The sequence below is a fragment of the Nocardia yamanashiensis NBRC 100130 genome (assembly GCF_001613325.1).
Classification (GTDB): Bacteria; Actinomycetota; Actinomycetes; order Mycobacteriales; family Mycobacteriaceae; genus Nocardia; species Nocardia yamanashiensis.
Genome location: NZ_BDCD01000020.1, coordinates 67,217 through 82,663, shown reverse-complemented (window position 1 = coordinate 82,663; position 15,447 = coordinate 67,217). Strand labels below are relative to the sequence as shown.

Below are 15,447 nucleotides of genomic sequence, written 5' to 3'. Positions count from 1 at the left end.
TCAGTCCCCGGTCAATTCGGCGAAGTCCTGCTCGTTCCGCTCCGACCAGCGCACATAAACCCGCCCCACCCCGTACAACAGCGGAAAAGCCAGCACCCCCAACAGCAACCACGGCAACCGCACCCCCAACACCTCCGCCCGCCCCACCGGCCCGAGAAACAGCACCGGCAAAACCCCGAGCAGCACCACCGTCCCCACCCCCAGCCGCGCCGCCAACCCGAACTGCGCCCGAATCAACCCACCGATCAACGCCGCCCCGACCTCGGTCTGCTCGGCCACCTCCACCCGCGTCCGCACCGTCCGCGCCCCACGGCGCTCGGCCAGCACCACACGCTCCCGCACAGGTCGCCGCTGCTCGGCATTCACCGGCTCATCCTACGAGCGCCCGACCGGAATCCGGCTCGGCTGCAACACCGAGTCGGGGTACGCCGTCAGGCCGGGAAGTAGCTGGGGTCGGGGTGGCAGGTCAGGTCGGTGGCGGGGAGGGCGCCGGTGGCGAGGTAGTCGTTGACGGCGGCGGTGACGCAGGGGCTGAGGCCGACGCGGAAGGCGCCGTGGATTCGGGCGCCGGCCAAGGTGACCAGGCGGGAGGCGGTCAGGTCCGCGTGCAGGGCGAGGCCTTCCTGGTAGGCGGTGCGGGTGTCGTGTTCGGAGACGAGAATGAGCGCCGGGGCGTCGTTGCGGACCGCGGTGGCGGGTTCGACCGGGTCGGGCCAGTAGGCGCAGGCGGTGATGTTGTTGGCGAACGCGCCGAATACGGGCTGGTCGGCGCGGGTGCGTTCGATATTGGCCTGGTAGTAGGCGGGGTCCTGCGGGGCGCGGTTGTCGCCGCACAGGACGGCGGCCAGGCTCGCCGCTTCCAGCGGAACCGCCGCGGTCACTTTGGCTTTGAGGTCGTCGAGGTCCAGGGGGAGACCGTCGACGCCGTCGGAGATCATGCGGACGACGGTGGCCAGGCGGGCGTTCCACTGCGGGTTGGCCAGCAGCGCGAAGATCATCAACGGGACGGTGTGCTCGTCGACCAGGTAGACCGAGCTGATGCTGGCGACGGGATGCGCGGCGGCCCGGCGGATCATGTCCTCGATGAAGGCGCGGACCGCGGGCGCAGTGGCGCCGAAATGGTATTCGTCGTCGTGTCGCGCCGCCCAGGCTGCCCAGTCGTCGAGGGCGTACTCGTTGATCGCGCCCATGTCCTGGTAGTGGCGGGTCCACACCTTGTCGGGATCCACGGCGCTGTCGAGTACGAAGCGGTCGGTTCGGCCCGGGAACATCTGCATGTAGACGGAGCCGAGGTAGGTGCCGTACGACGCCCCGAAGTAGCTGACCGTCTGCTCGTCGAGCGCGCTGCGGACGATATCCATATCGCGAGCGGTATTGCGGGTGGTGATGTTCCGGATCTTCTCGGCGTCGGGCGTGGTGCACGCGGTGGCGAGCGCGGCCGCGAGGGTGGTGTCGCGGGCGTAGCCGAGGGCGTCGAATCCGGCCGAGTAGAGGATGCTCGGCACGGGGAAGGCGCAGCTCACCTTGTCCGAGCGCCCGATGCCGCGCGGGTCCATGCCGATCAGGTCGTATTGCGCGCGTACCGAATCCGACAGGTTCTTCTGCGTGGCCACCATGTACCGCAGCCCGCTGCCGCCCGGCCCGCCCGGATTCGACAGCAGCACCCCGCGCCGCCGGGCCGGATCGGTGGCGGCGATCCGCGAGATCGCGATGCTCAGCGTGCGACCGTCGGGCTTGGTGTAGTCCAGCGGCACAGTGACATTCGCGCACAGTGCGCCCGCGTCGTCGAGGGTGGCGTCCTCGCACGACCGCCAGTCCAGCCGCTGCCCGTAGTACCGATCGAGGCCCGCCGGAATATCGGAGCCGGTCGCGCCCGCCACGGGTGTGGCCGCCGCCAGCAGCGTCACACTCAGCGCGATCCGTCGAATCCACCCGGCGGGCATGGTCTCTCCTTGCGGTCACTGGTCGGCCGTTGACATGACACCATCCGTCAGCGGAGCGTTCCAGCCCCGACTTCCGGGAGCCGCCAACGGTGCTCACGCGACGGATCGGCGTTCACCGTAGGCCCTTGCCGCGCGGCGGGACCAGCTTTTGCTTGAGCTCGCGCACCTGACGCCGCGCCACCGGCAATTCGACGGCGGGCGCGTCGCCCTCGGCGCGCAAGCGCACCACCGTCGCGGTCCCCGCTGTGCGCAATCCGGTGACCTCCCGCAGCGCCACCAGGTACGACCGGTGCACCCGCACGAAACCGGCCTCGCGCCACCGATTCTCCAACTCGGACAGCGGAATCCGCACCAGATGCGAACCGTCGCGAGTGTGCAGCCGGGCATAGTCGCCGTCCGCCTCCACCCAGCTCACGTCCGCGCGATCGACCAGCGTGGTGACGCCGCCGAGCTCGACCGGAATGACCTCGTGCGGATCCGATTGCCCCGGCGCGGGCGCGGCGACCGTGCGCGCGGCCACGATCCGCCGCACCGATTCCGCCAGCCGCGCCTCCCGCAACGGCTTCAGCAGATAGTCGACCGCCCCGAGATCGAACGCCGCGACCGCCTTGTCGTCGTGCGCGGTCACGAACACCACCGCGGGCGGATGCGCGAATTCGCTCAGCACGCCCGCGAGTTCGAGCCCGTCCAGCCCCGGCATATTGATATCGAGGAACACCGCGTCGACCGGATGCGCCCGCAGCACCCGCAGCGCCGAGGTCGCGTCCCCGGCCTGATGGATATCGCCCACCTCGGCCTGCGCGCGCAACAGGAACACCAGCTCGTCCAGAGCCGGCTTCTCGTCGTCTACGGCCAGCACCCGCAGCGTGCCGGGTCCGGTGTCGGTGGTCTGAGTCACAGCCGGACTATCGTACGGTGAAAGCTCCGAGCAGGACGGTGAGCGTCTCCCGCAGCTGTCCGGCATCCAGCGAATCCGCGCCCGCACCGGCCAGCTGATCGAACATCAACCCGTCGACGCAGCCCACGAACCCGAGCGCGCGCGCCTCCGCGTCCGGTGCACCCAATCCGGCGAGCAGTTCCGCCGCGAGCGCCCGGAATCGCGCCCCGCTGTCGGCGAGGGCGCGCCGCAGTTCCGGCCGCCGCGTGGATTCCAGGGCGAGTTCGTAGCGGGCGAGCATCCGTTTCCGATCCGGTCCCAGCCAGCGCGTCATGAGCGTGCACAGCAGCTCGGCGACCTGCTCGATACTGCCGAGTTCCAGTGCCCGCGAAGGCAACTCGCCACTGTCGCGCTCGGCCAGCCGGTCGACCGTGCCGGTGAGCAGCGCCTCGCGGGTGCGAAACAGATTGGAGCACGACCCTTCCGGCAGCCCCGCGGCCTGATCGACCGCCCGGTGGGTGAGCCCGCGCAACCCGCTGCGCGCCAGCACCGTGATGGCGGCATCGGCGAGTACGGCGCGGCGGTCCGTGGTGTCGGTCACGGTGTCTTCCTCTTTCCGCTCGGTCGGACTACAACTGTAGTGACGGCAAACTACAGCTGTAGTGGAGGATATCGTGAGCGAATCACGAACGGCGATCGTGGTGGGCGGCGGCATCGGCGGTCTCGCGACCGCCATCGCCCTGAGCCGGCGCGGCTGGCAGGTCGAAGTGCTCGAGCAGGCGGCCGAAATCGGCGAGGTCGGATCGGGTATCTCCCTGTGGCCCAACGGCCTTCGCGCCCTGGACGCACTCGGCATTGGCGACCGGGTACGCGCCGCCGGCCGCGTCGAACTGGACGCCGGCATCCGCGACCGAACCGGCCGCTGGCTGTCCACCACCGACAGCGCCGAACTCGAGCGCCGCTACGGATCGCTGGTGGTGCTACCCCGCGCCGAACTGTTCGCGATCCTGTCCGACGCCCTGCCCGCCGGCGCGCTGCGGCTCGGCACCACCGTCACCGGGATCGAGAACGGACCTGTCCTGCGACAGAACCTGAACGCGCGGCAGGGTTCGGTAGCGCGGCAGGAGTCGGTAACGCGGCAGGACCTGGCAGCGGGGATGGACGCGGCGGCGGACCAGGGACCGGCCGCGGCGCCGGGGTCGGCTGCGCTGAAGCTCGTGCATACGGGTGGTGTCTCGGAAGCGGATCTGATCGTCGGCGCGGACGGCATTCGCAGTGTGATTCGCGCGGCGTTGTGGCCGGACGCGCCCGCGCCCCGATACGCGGGCTACACCGTGTGGCGGGCGATCACCGCGCCGCTGGACTTCGCGTTCAGCAGCGGTGAGACCTGGGGGCGCGGTGAGCGTTTCGGTATCGCCGCATTGTCCGACGGTGGCGCCTATGTTTTCGGTTGTGCGAACGCGCCTGCGGGGGAGCGGCGGCCGGGGCGGGAATTCGAGGAGCTTTCGCGGCGGTTCGGTGACTGGGCGGATCCGATACCCGGCGCGCTGGCGGCCATCGATCCGAAAAGCGTGCTCCGGCATGACATCTACGATCTGCCGCCGTTGGACACCTTCGTCCGTGCGGGCGTGGCGTTGGTCGGGGACGCGGCGCATGCCATGACGCCGAATCTGGGGCAGGGGGCCAATCAGGCGATCGAGGATGCGGTCACTTTGGCGGCGGTGCTGGACGGGGTGCCGGTGGGGGAGGGGCTGGCGGAGTACGACCGGGTGCGGCGGCCGCGGACGCAGGCGATCGCGCGGCGGTCCCGGGTGATCGGCGCGGTCGCGCATTGGACGTTCCCCGGCGGAACTCGGTTGCGGGACATGCTCGTTCGGCTGACCTCGTCGCGTTCGATGCTGGACAGTCTCGACTCGGTGCTCTCCTGGGAGCCGCCTCAGACCTGAATTCCGGCGCGGAACTTGGGTATGCGCATACTCACCTTCGTGCCGGCGCCCACCGCGGTGTCGACGACCAATCCGTAGTCGTCGCCGAACGCGGCCCGCAATCGATCGTCGACATTGCCCAGCCCCACGTGCGCCCCCTCGGCGGCGTCGAGGCCGCCGGATCGCAGCAGTTCCGGATCCATGCCCACCCCGTCGTCCTCGACGCTCACCACGCAATCGGTGCCCTCGTCGACCGCGGTGATGACGATTGTCCCGCCGCCCGCTTTGGCCGCGAGCCCGTGCCGCACAGCGTTTTCCACCAGCGGCTGCAAGGCCAGGAACGGCAGCACCACGTTCAATACCTCGGGGGCGATCTGCAGGCGCACCTGCAGAGCATCGCCGAAGCGGGCGCGCTCCAGAATCAGATACCGGTCGATGTTCTTCAGTTCGTCGGCGAGGACGGTGAATTCTCCGGCGCTCCGGAACGAATATCGGGTGAAGTCCGCGAAATCCAGAATCAATTCGCGAGCGCGCACCGGATCCGTGCGCACGAACGAGGCGATGGTATTCAATGCGTTGTAAATGAAATGCGGTGAGATCTGGGCGCGCAATGCCCGCACTTCCGCCCGATCCAAGCGGGCCCGCGAGGCATCCAGTTCCGCGAGTTCGATTTGCCCGCAGGCGTATCGCGCCACCTCGGCCACCGCCCCCAGCATGCCCGGATCCGGGCGCTCGGAGGTGACCGCGCCGAGCACCCCGACCATACCGTTGTATTCGGTGACCATCGGCTGCGCCAGCAGGGTCCGTCCTTCGGTGCCCGCCCCCGAGACCAGCACCGGCCGCCCGGTTTCCACGGCCCGCCGCGCCGCATCGGCGAAGACCGGTTCGAGCGCTCCGTACGGACCGTCCCAGGCCAGCAACGCACCCGAGGAATCGGACAAACCGAGCGCCTCGGCTCCGGTCAGCGCCCGCAGCGAGGGCGCGGCCTCCCGGGCCGACTCGGCCGTGAGCCCGCGCCGCAACGGCTTCGCGGCCAGGGACGCGGTGTGCAGCGCCATGTGCACCGCCCGCTCGGCCGGCGTGGTGACGGTCCGGCGAAACCATCTCATCGCCCGATTATCACTGTGCCGCTCCCGCAGTGACATTCGCCACGGCCGAACCGGGGACGCAACGCGACACGCGAGGACGCCACGCCGATCTTCGCGCTCGGCTCCGCGTGGCTTCGAAACCCGTCGGTGGGGGCGCTTAGTATGTCTGGGTGTCAGCCTCGTCGGGATCATTCGTCCATCTCCATAACCACACCGAGTACTCGATGCTCGACGGCGCGGCGAAGATCACGCCTCTGTTCAAAGAGGCGAACCGGCTGGGTATGACCGCTGTCGGCATGTCCGACCACGGCAATATGTACGGCGCCTCCGAGTTCTACAACTCGGCCAAGAAGATGGACATCAAGCCCATCATCGGTATCGAGGCCTACATCGCCCCCGAGTCCCGGTTCAACACCAAGCGCGTGCTGTGGGGCGACCCGTCGCAGAAGAGCGACGACGTCTCGGGTTCGGGTTCCTACACCCACATGACCATGGTCGCGGAGAACGCCACCGGTTTGCGGAACCTGTTCAAACTGTCCAGCCTCGCCTCCATCGAAGGCCAGCTGGGCAAGTGGGCGCGCATGGACGCGGAGATCATCGCCGAGCACGCCGAGGGCATCATCGCCACCACCGGCTGCCCGTCCGGCGAGGTGCAGACCCGCCTGCGCCTGGGCCACGAACGCGAAGCCCTCGAGGCCGCCGCCAAGTGGCAGGAGATCTTCGGCAAGGACAACTTCTTCCTCGAGATCATGGACCACGGGCTGTCCATCGAGCGCCGGGTGCGCGAGGGACTGCTCGACGTCGGCCGCAAGCTCGGCATCCCGCCGCTGGCCACCAACGACTGCCACTACGTGCACGAGAGCGATTCGGCCAACCACGAGGCGCTGCTCTGCATCCAGACCGGCAAGACGCTCTCCGACCCGACCCGCTTCAAGTTCGACGGCTCCGGCTACTACCTGAAGTCGGCCGAGGAGATGCGCGCCATCTGGGACGCGGAAGTGCCTGGGGCCTGCGACAATACGGTGCTCATCGGCGAACGCGTGCAGTCCTACGACGATGTCTGGGCGCACCGCGACCGGATGCCGATCTTCCCGGTGCCCGAGGGCTACACCCAGGCCACCTGGCTCGAGCACGAGGTGATGGCCGGCCTGGACCGCCGGTTCGCGGGCCGCGAAGTACCGCACGACTACGTCTCGCGCGCCAAGTACGAGCTCGGCGTCATCAACGAAATGGGCTTCCCGGCCTACTTCCTCGTCGTCGGTGACCTCATCACCTACGCGCGCTCGGTCGGCATCAATGTCGGCCCGGGCCGTGGTTCGGCCGCCGGTTCGCTGGTCGCCTACGCCATGGGCATCACCAATATCGACCCGATTCCGCACGGTCTGCTGTTCGAGCGATTCCTGAATCCCGAGCGCGTGTCCATGCCCGATATCGATATCGACTTCGACGATCGCCGCCGCGGTGAAATGGTCCGCTACGCCACCGACAAATGGGGCAGCGACCGGGTCGCCCAGGTGATCACCTTCGGTACGATTAAAACCAAAGCGGCGCTGAAGGACTCGGCTCGCGTCCAGTTCGGCCAGCCCGGTTTCGCCATCGCCGACCAGATTTCCAAGGCGCTGCCGCCGCCGATCATGGCCAAGGACATTCCGCTGTCCGGCATCATGGATCCCGAGCACGAGCGGTACAAGGAAGCCGCCGAGGTTCGTGAGCTCATCAATACGAACCCGGACGTCAACAAGATCTACGAGACCGCCCGCGGCCTCGAGGGCCTGATCCGCAATGCCGGCGTGCACGCCTGCGCGGTCATCATGTCCAGCGAACCGCTCACCGACGCCATCCCGGTGTGGAAGCGCGCGCAGGACGGCGCCATCATCACCGGCTGGGACTACCCGTCGTGCGAGGCCATCGGCCTGCTGAAGATGGACTTCCTGGGCCTGCGCAACCTCACCGTCATCGGTGACGCGCTGGTCAATATCAAGAACAACCGCGGTATCGAACTCGACCTCGACACGCTGCCGCTGGAAGATCCCGCCACCTACGAATTGCTCGCGCGCGGTGACACTCTCGGCGTGTTCCAGCTCGACGGCGGCGCCATGCGCGATCTGCTGCGCCGCATGCAGCCCACCGGCTTCGAGGACATCGTGGCCGTGCTGGCGCTGTACCGCCCCGGCCCGATGGGCATGAACGCGCACAACGACTACGCCGACCGCAAGAACAACCGGCAAGAGGTCAAACCGATCCATCCGGAGCTCGAGGAGCCCCTTAAGGACATCCTGCGCGACACCTTCGGTCTGATCGTGTACCAGGAACAGATCATGCAGATCGCGCAGAAGGTGGCCGGTTACTCGCTCGGCCGAGCCGATATTCTGCGCCGCGCCATGGGTAAGAAGAAAGCCTCCGTGCTGGAAGCCGAATTCGAGGGCTTCGAAGCGGGCATGATCTCCAATGGCTTCACCAAACCCGCCATCAAGGCGCTGTGGGACACCATTCTTCCGTTCGCCGGTTACGCGTTCAACAAATCGCACGCCGCCGGCTACGGTCTCGTGTCCTTCTGGACCGCGTACCTCAAGGCCAACTACCCCGCCGAATACATGGCCGGTCTGCTCACCTCCGTCGGTGACGACAAGGACAAGGCCGCCGTCTATCTGGCCGACTGCCGCCGCCTGGGCATCCAAGTGCTGCCGCCGGACGTGAACGAGTCCGAACTCGAATTCGCCTCCGTGGGCAATGACATTCGCTTCGGCATGGGCGCGGTGCGCAATGTCGGCGCGAACGTGGTCGCCTCGATCATCGCCGCGCGCAAGGAGAAGTCGAAGTTCACCGACTTCTCCGACTACCTGAACAAGATCGACGCCATCGCCTGCACCAAGAAGGTCACCGAATCCCTCATCAAGGCGGGCGCTTTCGACTCGCTCGGCCATCCCCGCAAGGGCCTGCTGCTGGTGCACTCCGACGCCATCGACGCGGTCATGTCCACCAAGAAGGCCGAGGCCATCGGGCAGTTCGACCTCTTCGGCGGCCTGGACGAAGGCGATGATTCGATCGCCAGCGTCTTCAATGTGAAGGTCCCCGACGAGGAATGGGAGACCAAGCACAAGCTGGCGCTGGAGCGGGAAATGCTGGGCCTGTACGTGTCCGGGCATCCGCTCAACGGCGTCGAGCACGTGCTGGCCGCCCAGTCCGACACCCAGATCCCGGCCATTCTGGAAGGCGATGTCAAGGACGGCGCGCAGGTCACCATCGGCGGCATCTTCGCCAATGTGACCCGGCGCGTGAACAAGAACGGCATGCCCTGGGCGTCGGCGCAATTGGAGGACCTCTCCGGTGGCATCGAGGTGCTGTTCTTCCCGCAGTCCTATTCGGTGTACGGCATGGACGTCACCGAGGACGCCATCGTGCTGGTCAAGGCGCGCGTCAATGCCCGCGACGACCGCATCTCGCTGATCGCCAACGACCTGGTGGTGCCGGACCTTTCGCATATCGGCGTGGAGAAGCCGCTGTCGGTGATCATCCCGACCCGGCTGTGCACGCCCGACAAGATCGGCGCGCTGAAGCGGGTGCTGACCAGCCATCCGGGCACCGCGGACGTGCACATCAAGCATGTCGGTTCCCGCGACCGCACCACGACCCTGAAGGTCGCCGACAACCTGCGGGTCTCCCCGTCCTCGGCGCTCATGGGCGATCTGAAAGCGCTGCTCGGCCCGGGGTGCCTCGCCAGCTGATCCGCACCTCCCCGGAATCCGCTGGTCACGGCGGTAGGGTGCTGATCATGGCGGCCCTACCGCGTGTGCGCAGTCTCGCCGTGCTCACGGCCCTGGCGCTGCTGGCGGCCACGGCCTGCGAGGATCACCCGCATTCGGTGGTCACCACCTCGGTCCGGCAGGCGCCGGCGCCGGGCGGGCCGCCCGCGGCCGCAGCGGTGGTCAGCGCCGGGCCGGACGGTTTGCGCCTGCGCGGACAGCCGTGGTGGCCATCGGGTTTCAACGGGCCGCAGCTGGCCACCGACTACTCGATCAATTTCGGGTGCGGGGCCGAAGTCGATCTGGACGCCTTCTTCGCCCAGGTGCCCGAGCATTCACTGACCCGGTTCGGCATGTTCCAGGCCTTCGCCCTCGACAAGGAATCCGGCGAGCTCGACTTCCGGGCCGCCGACCGGGTTTTCGCGGCGGCCGAGAAACACGGGCGGCTGATCCTGCCCGTGCTCACCGACCAGGCCGGGCAATGCGGCGACGAGATCTTCAAACAGCGCGAGTGGTATATCGACGGCTGGAAGAAATCCAACCGGATCCTGGGCCGCACCATCATGAGCTTCCAGGACTGGGTGCGCACCGCCATCTCCCGCTGGCGCGGTTCGCCGGTACTGGCCGGATGGGAGCTGGTCGGGGAACCCGAAGTGAGCAAATGCAATCGGGGCGGCTGCGATCTGCGGCACCGGACCTGCCCCAGCGACGCGCCCCAGGTGCTGCGGCACTTCATGGACGAGGCGGGGGAGCTGGTGCGCGGACTGGACCCGCACCGGTTGATCTTCGCCGGTTTCGTGGGCGGCAGCCAATGCGGCATCGCCCGTGACGCTTTCCGCTACGTCAGCGAATCGGCGGGTATCGACGTGGTCGAGTATCACGACTACTCCGAGGACGGCAATCCGCTGCCCGGCGGCCCCAACAACGGTCTGGCGCGGCGCATCACGCTGGCCCGGGAGATCGGGAAACCGCTGCTGGTGGCCGAACTCGGCGAATACGCCGGCTCCTGCGAGACCCTGGAGGATCGCCGCGACATCGTGGACCGCCGCATGACCGGGCAGCGGGCGGCGGGTACGGCGGGCGCGCTGATCTGGGCCTATGTGCCCGATCCGCGGCCCGACGAATGCACCTACGATGTCGGCCCGCAGGACCCGCTGTGGGAGCTGGTGGCGGCCAAGACCACGCTCGGCTGAGCCTCAGCTGCCGATCACCCGGTACAACCGCCAATCCGGTTGCCCGGCGCCGTCATTGGGGATCTCCAGCTCCAAGGTGGCGATCTGCGCGCCGTTCTCGTACATGGTCGGATAACGCCGGTTGATGGCGTCGGAGGTGCCGCGACCGGTATTCGGCACCGCCAGAATGTATTTCACGCCGCGCTCCACCGGGCGATTGAGATTGCGCACGAAGTCCGAATCGGACGGGATGACGAACTGGTCCGGGCGATCGGAGGCGACCAGCACCGCGAAGCCGTACACGGTGTCCATGACGATCGAACCCGGCGGCAGATCCAGGGCGTCCAGATAGTTCGCCAGCTTCCGCTCGGTGGAGAAGGTGGCGGCGATGCGGGCCGCGTCGGCGTACTTGTCCGAGACATTGTCCGGGTCCGGGAACAATACGGCGCGCAACGGATACTCCTGCACCGCCATCAGCTGGCTGTTCATCCCCATCCCGGTCACCGGCAGCGAGCCGATGAGCAATACGGACACCAGCACCGCCGCAACCGTCACGGCCGCCCGAGGCGTACCGGCCCCCGTCATCCCGGCGTGCTCGTGGCCGGGATCCACACGCCCACTGCCGTTCTCGCTCGTGCTCTCACCGGGAACGTCCGCGTACTTCCCCAGCCGCTTGCTCGGCGGGAATCCACGCTCCGGCACCAGCGTCAACGCCAGAATCGCGGTCAATGGAATCGCCGCGATATAGAACCGCAGGAAGGCGAAGGTGGAACCGGTGACGTAGGTGAGGGTCTGGAACGCCAGCACCGCGCCGAACAGCAGGATCGGCACCGCCGGTTGCCAATCCCGCCGCCGCACCGCCAGCGCCGCGGCGACCGGCAGCAGCAGCGGCAGGATCGGCGCGAGAATCAGCATGGCCCCGATCGAATACTGCGCGGCCTCCAGGGGATGGTCCGGCTCCCCGGCCCCGGACTGCTGCAGGATCGCGGAATTGCCGTACTGCGAGGTGAACTGCTGGAACGCCTGCCCGGTGATCAGCCAGCTGGTGGCCGCCCACACCACGAACGCCAGCGCCACCGGCGCGATCAGCAAGGCGAAATCCATGACCGCCCCGGCCGTGCGCTGCGTGGTGCGTCGCCGGTAGCTGAACCCGAACACCAGCACCCCCGCCGCCATCGCGGGCGCGAGCGCGTCGTAGCGGGTGAGATAGCCCAGGCCGAGCGCGATTCCGGCCGCCACCAGATCGTGCACGCCGTCGGTGCGCACCCAGCGCATCAGCCGCCGCACCGCCCAGCAGCAGCAGAACAGGAACAGCGCCTCGCTCATCCCGTTGCCGCCGTAGAACACCACCATCGGATTGAGCGCGAACACGGCGGTGATCAGCACGCACAACCAGTGCGGCGCACCGCGATCCACGCCGATGCCCCAGACCATGGTGACCGCGCCCGCCATGAACAGCGCCGTCATCACCACCCCGGACAAACCCCAGCGGGTGATGGCCGGGAACCATTGCGAGAACGCCACGAACGGCAGCTGCGCCAGCGAGGTCAGCGGCGTGAACACGAACCCGATCGCCGACAGGTGCGGGTCCCGGCTGAACAGCGCCGACTGGGTGGCCGAGACCCGGCTCAGCGCATCGCCCACGAGATTCGCCCGCCCGGCGGTGAGGAAGGTCCCGGTCACCAGATACAGCAGCGTGGCGGCGGCGAACACCACCCGGGGCGCGCGGTTCACGACTTGTCCTCCGACGATGTGCCCAGACCGTGGAAGGTCTTCTCCCAGTAGGACGGATTGCGCACCAGCTGCCAGCACCCCTTGGCCGCCGCGACCGCCATCAGCACCCAGTACAGCGGCGAGGTCAGGCAGGCCAGGAGCAGGTCCGGCCGGTCGTTCTCCCGGCAGGCGATCATGTTCATGTACACGGTGGCGGCATTGCCGAGCACCAGCGCGATGAGCGCCGGGAAGTACACCGCCGCCGGGAACATCTTCTCGATCACCTCGGGCTGGCCGAAGATCCAGGCCAGCGTGACGAACCAGAACACCAGGTTCAGGCAGGCGATGATCGGCGTCCCGGCCAGGATGAGGGTGAACCGCAGGAAGCTGACCGGCCCGATCTTGCGCCACAGTTCGACCGGTCGCCGCGCGTGCACCAGCCAGCTCTGCAGATAGCCCTTGTACCAGCGCGACCGCTGCCGGATCCAGTTGATGGCATCCGGATTGGCCTCCTCCAGGGTCACCGAATCGATGACGGCCGTGGAGTATCCGCGCGCCGCGATCCGCACTCCCAGATCGGCGTCCTCGGTCACGTTGTACGGATCCCACGCCCCGATGGCGGTCAGCACATTGCGCCGGAAGTGATTCGAGGTGCCGCCCAACGGAATCGGCGCACTGCTGCGCATCAAACCCGGCAGCAGGAAGCTGAACCACAGCCCGTAATCCATGGTGAACCAGGAGGTCAGCAGATTCTGCCGGGCATTGTGAAAAGCCAGCTTGGCCTGAATGCACACCACCGACCGCGGCAGGCCCGCGAAAGCCGCCACCACCCGGCGCAATTGCAGCGGATCGGGAATGTCCTCGGCATCGTAGATGGTGACGATATCGCCGGTCGCGGCATGCAATCCGTAATTGCAGGCCTTCGGCTTGGTCCGCGGATCCGCCGCCGGCACCAGCACGATGGTGATGTGTTCACTACCGGCCGTACCGATTCCGGCCCGCCGCGCCGCCTCGATGGTCGGGGTGTCGTCCTCCTCGAGCAGCAGCAGCGCCTGCATCCGATCGCGCGGATAGTCCAGCCCGTTCAGCGCCGCGATCAGATCACCCACCACCTCCGGCTCACCGTAGGCCGGCACCAGAATCGTGTACGGCGGCAACTGCTCGTCGGGCAGCGCCCGCGCCGTGGCATCGTCGATGGTCAGGATGGCATCGCGTGACATGCCCCGCGCGAACACCAGCACCCGGTCCACCATCACCGCGATGTACCCGAGGGTGGCCGCCGCGATCACCACGGTGAGCGTGGGCATGGGCGCGAACACCGCGCACCCCAGCACCACCGCGCACACCGCCAGCACCGTATTGCGTTGCCACGGTAGGAAAGCCACCGACGCCGAGGCCATCGGATCGTCCTCGCGCAGCCCGTGCACCGCCGCGTGCAACGCCCGCTCGCGTTCGGCGGGGGTGGCCAGGCCGGGAAGTTCGCTCATCCGCCCGCTCCGATCCGGACCACCTCGCGCGCCACCGCGGTCAGCATGGGTTCGTCCTTGTACTCCGATTCCGGATCGCCCAGATCCGATTCCGGGTCGATGATCACCGCATTGCCGCGCAGCACCTGGTGCGCCTGATTCTGGATGAGCGCGGTCACCGAGGCGTTCGGCTGCGGGAACGCCGCGTCCGGCAGATGATTGTCGGCCGCGATGAGACTGACCCGTTCCGCGCCGTCGCGGCCCTCCCAGTTCCAGCTCAGCCAGGTCCAGCTGAGCAGCTGCCGGTCGTCGACCACGGTATTGAGCCGGCCGACCACGCCGTGCCCGAGATCGATGCGCCGCGGCGGGCTCACCCGCGGCTGCGCCAGCGCGTACATGGTGAACTCGGGGTAGTACTCCAGGCTGCGCGACTGCCGCACCCGGATGACGTCCACCATGATCCGACGGCGCCGGGATTCCTTGTCCCACTCCGGATTACCGCGCACCGCCCGCCACTGCTGCCGGCTCCAGCTGTTGTGCGAGCCGAAGTACCTCGAGGCCCACGGGTATTGGCGCTCGTTCAGCAGCTGCCAGCCCGGCGGTGTGGCGGGATTGCTCGCGACCGACATCCCGGGCAGGTCCGCGATCTTGATTTCGTATTCCTCGGGCGGCGGGATCAGCGCCACCAGGCCGGCCGCCACTACCGCCGTGGCCAGGGCGCTCGGCGAGCGGGATGCGGTGTGCGGCAGCATCGGCCGGTCCAGCGGCCGCGCGTGCGCCCAGTTCCGCTGATCGAAGTACATCACCGTGGTCGCCGAATACACCGCCGCCACCGGCGGAATCAGCTGATAGACCAGCAGCGGCGCGTCCGGGAACCACACCCACAGCACGAACAGCGTGATCGCGCCGGCCACCAGCGCGAGCAGGGCGCCCGCCAGTGCCCGGCCGCGGGTGCGTCCGGAACCGATGGCCGCCGCGGCCGCCGCCGGAATCAAGGTCACCGCGCCCGCCGCCACGTGCGAGCCGCCCAGCAGCACCACCAGCAGCCGGTACTGGACCGGGGTCGCGCACAGCAGCACCAGCAGCCACACCGGCCAGAACCGGAACACCGGCCGCAGCCCGAACAGCAGGATGCTCACGCTCATCAGGAACAGCGGCGCGGCCAGCAGATCCAGATGCCAGATCTCGTATTCGTAGCGGTAGCGCAGGACCAGCAGCCCGATCAGCGCGCCCGTGCACACCAGGCCGAGCAGACCGGCGATGATATCGGTCTGGCGGTCGTAGATGGGCAGTTCCGGGCCGCGCCGCAGCGCCATCCCGGTGGCGGCGAAGGCGGCCAGCACCGGGAGGGCGAAGAAATAGCCGATATCGGAGCCCTGTTCGATGTCCTCGATCAGCTCGGCCCACAGATTCCAGAACGCCGCTCCGGTCAGCGCCACCACCAGCACCAGCCGGAAGACGGTCAGCCACGGCACATGTCGTTCCGGCGCGCGGGTCTCCTCCACGGTGGCGGTCATGGC

11 protein-coding genes are annotated in these 15,447 nt (G+C 68.1%); 3 read left to right on the top strand and 8 right to left on the bottom strand.

Annotated elements, in window-relative coordinates; all coding sequences use genetic code 11:
• The 4 genes from NY1_RS23400 to NY1_RS23385 all read right to left on the bottom strand — a co-directional run bounded on the left by NY1_RS23400 (position 1) and on the right by NY1_RS23385 (position 3,421).
• Positions 1-330 carry a hypothetical protein gene (locus NY1_RS23400; protein WP_067717717.1) on the bottom strand — a complete coding sequence of 110 codons (330 nt, stop codon included), beginning with the start codon at positions 328-330 and terminating at the stop codon, positions 1-3.
• A gap of 101 nt (positions 331-431) precedes the next feature.
• On the bottom strand, positions 432-1,943 hold the full coding sequence (locus NY1_RS23395; RefSeq protein ID WP_067717237.1) for an alpha/beta fold hydrolase: 1,512 nt from the start codon (positions 1,941-1,943) through the stop codon (positions 432-434).
• Positions 1,944-2,055: 112 nt separating this feature from the next.
• A complete protein-coding gene (locus tag NY1_RS23390; protein ID WP_067717234.1) occupies positions 2,056-2,841 on the bottom strand; it encodes a LytR/AlgR family response regulator transcription factor in 786 nt (261 codons plus the stop codon).
• Positions 2,842-2,848: 7 nt separating this feature from the next.
• Positions 2,849-3,421, bottom strand: a complete 573-nt coding sequence (locus NY1_RS23385) for a TetR/AcrR family transcriptional regulator (protein WP_067717231.1) — start codon at positions 3,419-3,421, stop codon at positions 2,849-2,851.
• 73 nt (positions 3,422-3,494) lie between these two features.
• On the opposite strand from NY1_RS23385, the gene NY1_RS44690 reads away from it, so the two are divergent.
• Positions 3,495-4,766 (top strand): FAD-dependent monooxygenase, encoded by a 1,272-nt coding sequence (locus tag NY1_RS44690; RefSeq protein WP_067717715.1) that lies wholly within the window; start codon positions 3,495-3,497, stop codon positions 4,764-4,766.
• Here NY1_RS44690 and NY1_RS23375 read toward each other — a convergent pair.
• A complete protein-coding gene (locus NY1_RS23375; protein ID WP_233434444.1) occupies positions 4,757-5,854 on the bottom strand; it encodes a sensor histidine kinase in 1,098 nt (365 codons plus the stop codon). The genes NY1_RS44690 and NY1_RS23375 overlap by 10 nt on opposite strands.
• A 149-nt stretch (positions 5,855-6,003) precedes the next feature.
• Between NY1_RS23375 and dnaE the strand changes: the two genes are divergently transcribed.
• Positions 6,004-9,558: a DNA polymerase III subunit alpha gene (dnaE, locus tag NY1_RS23370; RefSeq protein ID WP_084535248.1), complete on the top strand. Its 3,555-nt coding sequence runs from the start codon at positions 6,004-6,006 to the stop codon at positions 9,556-9,558.
• Between the two features lie 47 nt (positions 9,559-9,605).
• Positions 9,606-10,769, top strand: a complete 1,164-nt coding sequence (locus NY1_RS23365) for a beta-mannosidase (protein WP_084535275.1) — start codon at positions 9,606-9,608, stop codon at positions 10,767-10,769.
• A gap of 3 nt (positions 10,770-10,772) precedes the next feature.
• Here NY1_RS23365 and NY1_RS23360 read toward each other — a convergent pair whose 3' ends face one another.
• From NY1_RS23360 to NY1_RS23350, 3 genes are read right to left on the bottom strand one after another with little or no spacing between them, the layout of a single operon-like run.
• Positions 10,773-12,482 (bottom strand): ArnT family glycosyltransferase, encoded by a 1,710-nt coding sequence (locus tag NY1_RS23360; RefSeq protein WP_233434443.1) that lies wholly within the window; start codon positions 12,480-12,482, stop codon positions 10,773-10,775.
• The gene (locus NY1_RS23355; protein ID WP_067717223.1) at positions 12,479-13,948 is read right to left on the bottom strand and encodes a glycosyltransferase; all 1,470 of its coding nucleotides are present in this window, start codon (positions 13,946-13,948) and stop codon (positions 12,479-12,481) included. Before NY1_RS23355 ends, NY1_RS23360 begins: the two co-directional genes overlap by 4 nt.
• Positions 13,945-15,444: a hypothetical protein gene (locus tag NY1_RS23350; protein WP_067717220.1), complete on the bottom strand. Its 1,500-nt coding sequence runs from the start codon at positions 15,442-15,444 to the stop codon at positions 13,945-13,947. Before NY1_RS23350 ends, NY1_RS23355 begins: the two co-directional genes overlap by 4 nt.
• Positions 15,445-15,447 lie beyond the last annotated feature (3 nt).

Excerpts from the sequence above, each read along its gene's own strand:
- NY1_RS23395 (WP_067717237.1), bottom strand. The coding sequence starts at position 1,943 with ATGCCCGCCGGGTGGATTCGACGGATCGCGCTGAGTGTGACGCTGCTG.
- NY1_RS23375 (WP_233434444.1), bottom strand. The coding sequence starts at position 5,854 with ATGAGATGGTTTCGCCGGACCGTCACCACGCCGGCCGAGCGGGCGGTG.
- NY1_RS23365 (WP_084535275.1), top strand. The coding sequence starts at position 9,606 with ATGGCGGCCCTACCGCGTGTGCGCAGTCTCGCCGTGCTCACGGCCCTG.
- NY1_RS23355 (WP_067717223.1), bottom strand. The coding sequence starts at position 13,948 with ATGAGCGAACTTCCCGGCCTGGCCACCCCCGCCGAACGCGAGCGGGCG.
- NY1_RS23350 (WP_067717220.1), bottom strand. The coding sequence starts at position 15,444 with ATGACCGCCACCGTGGAGGAGACCCGCGCGCCGGAACGACATGTGCCG.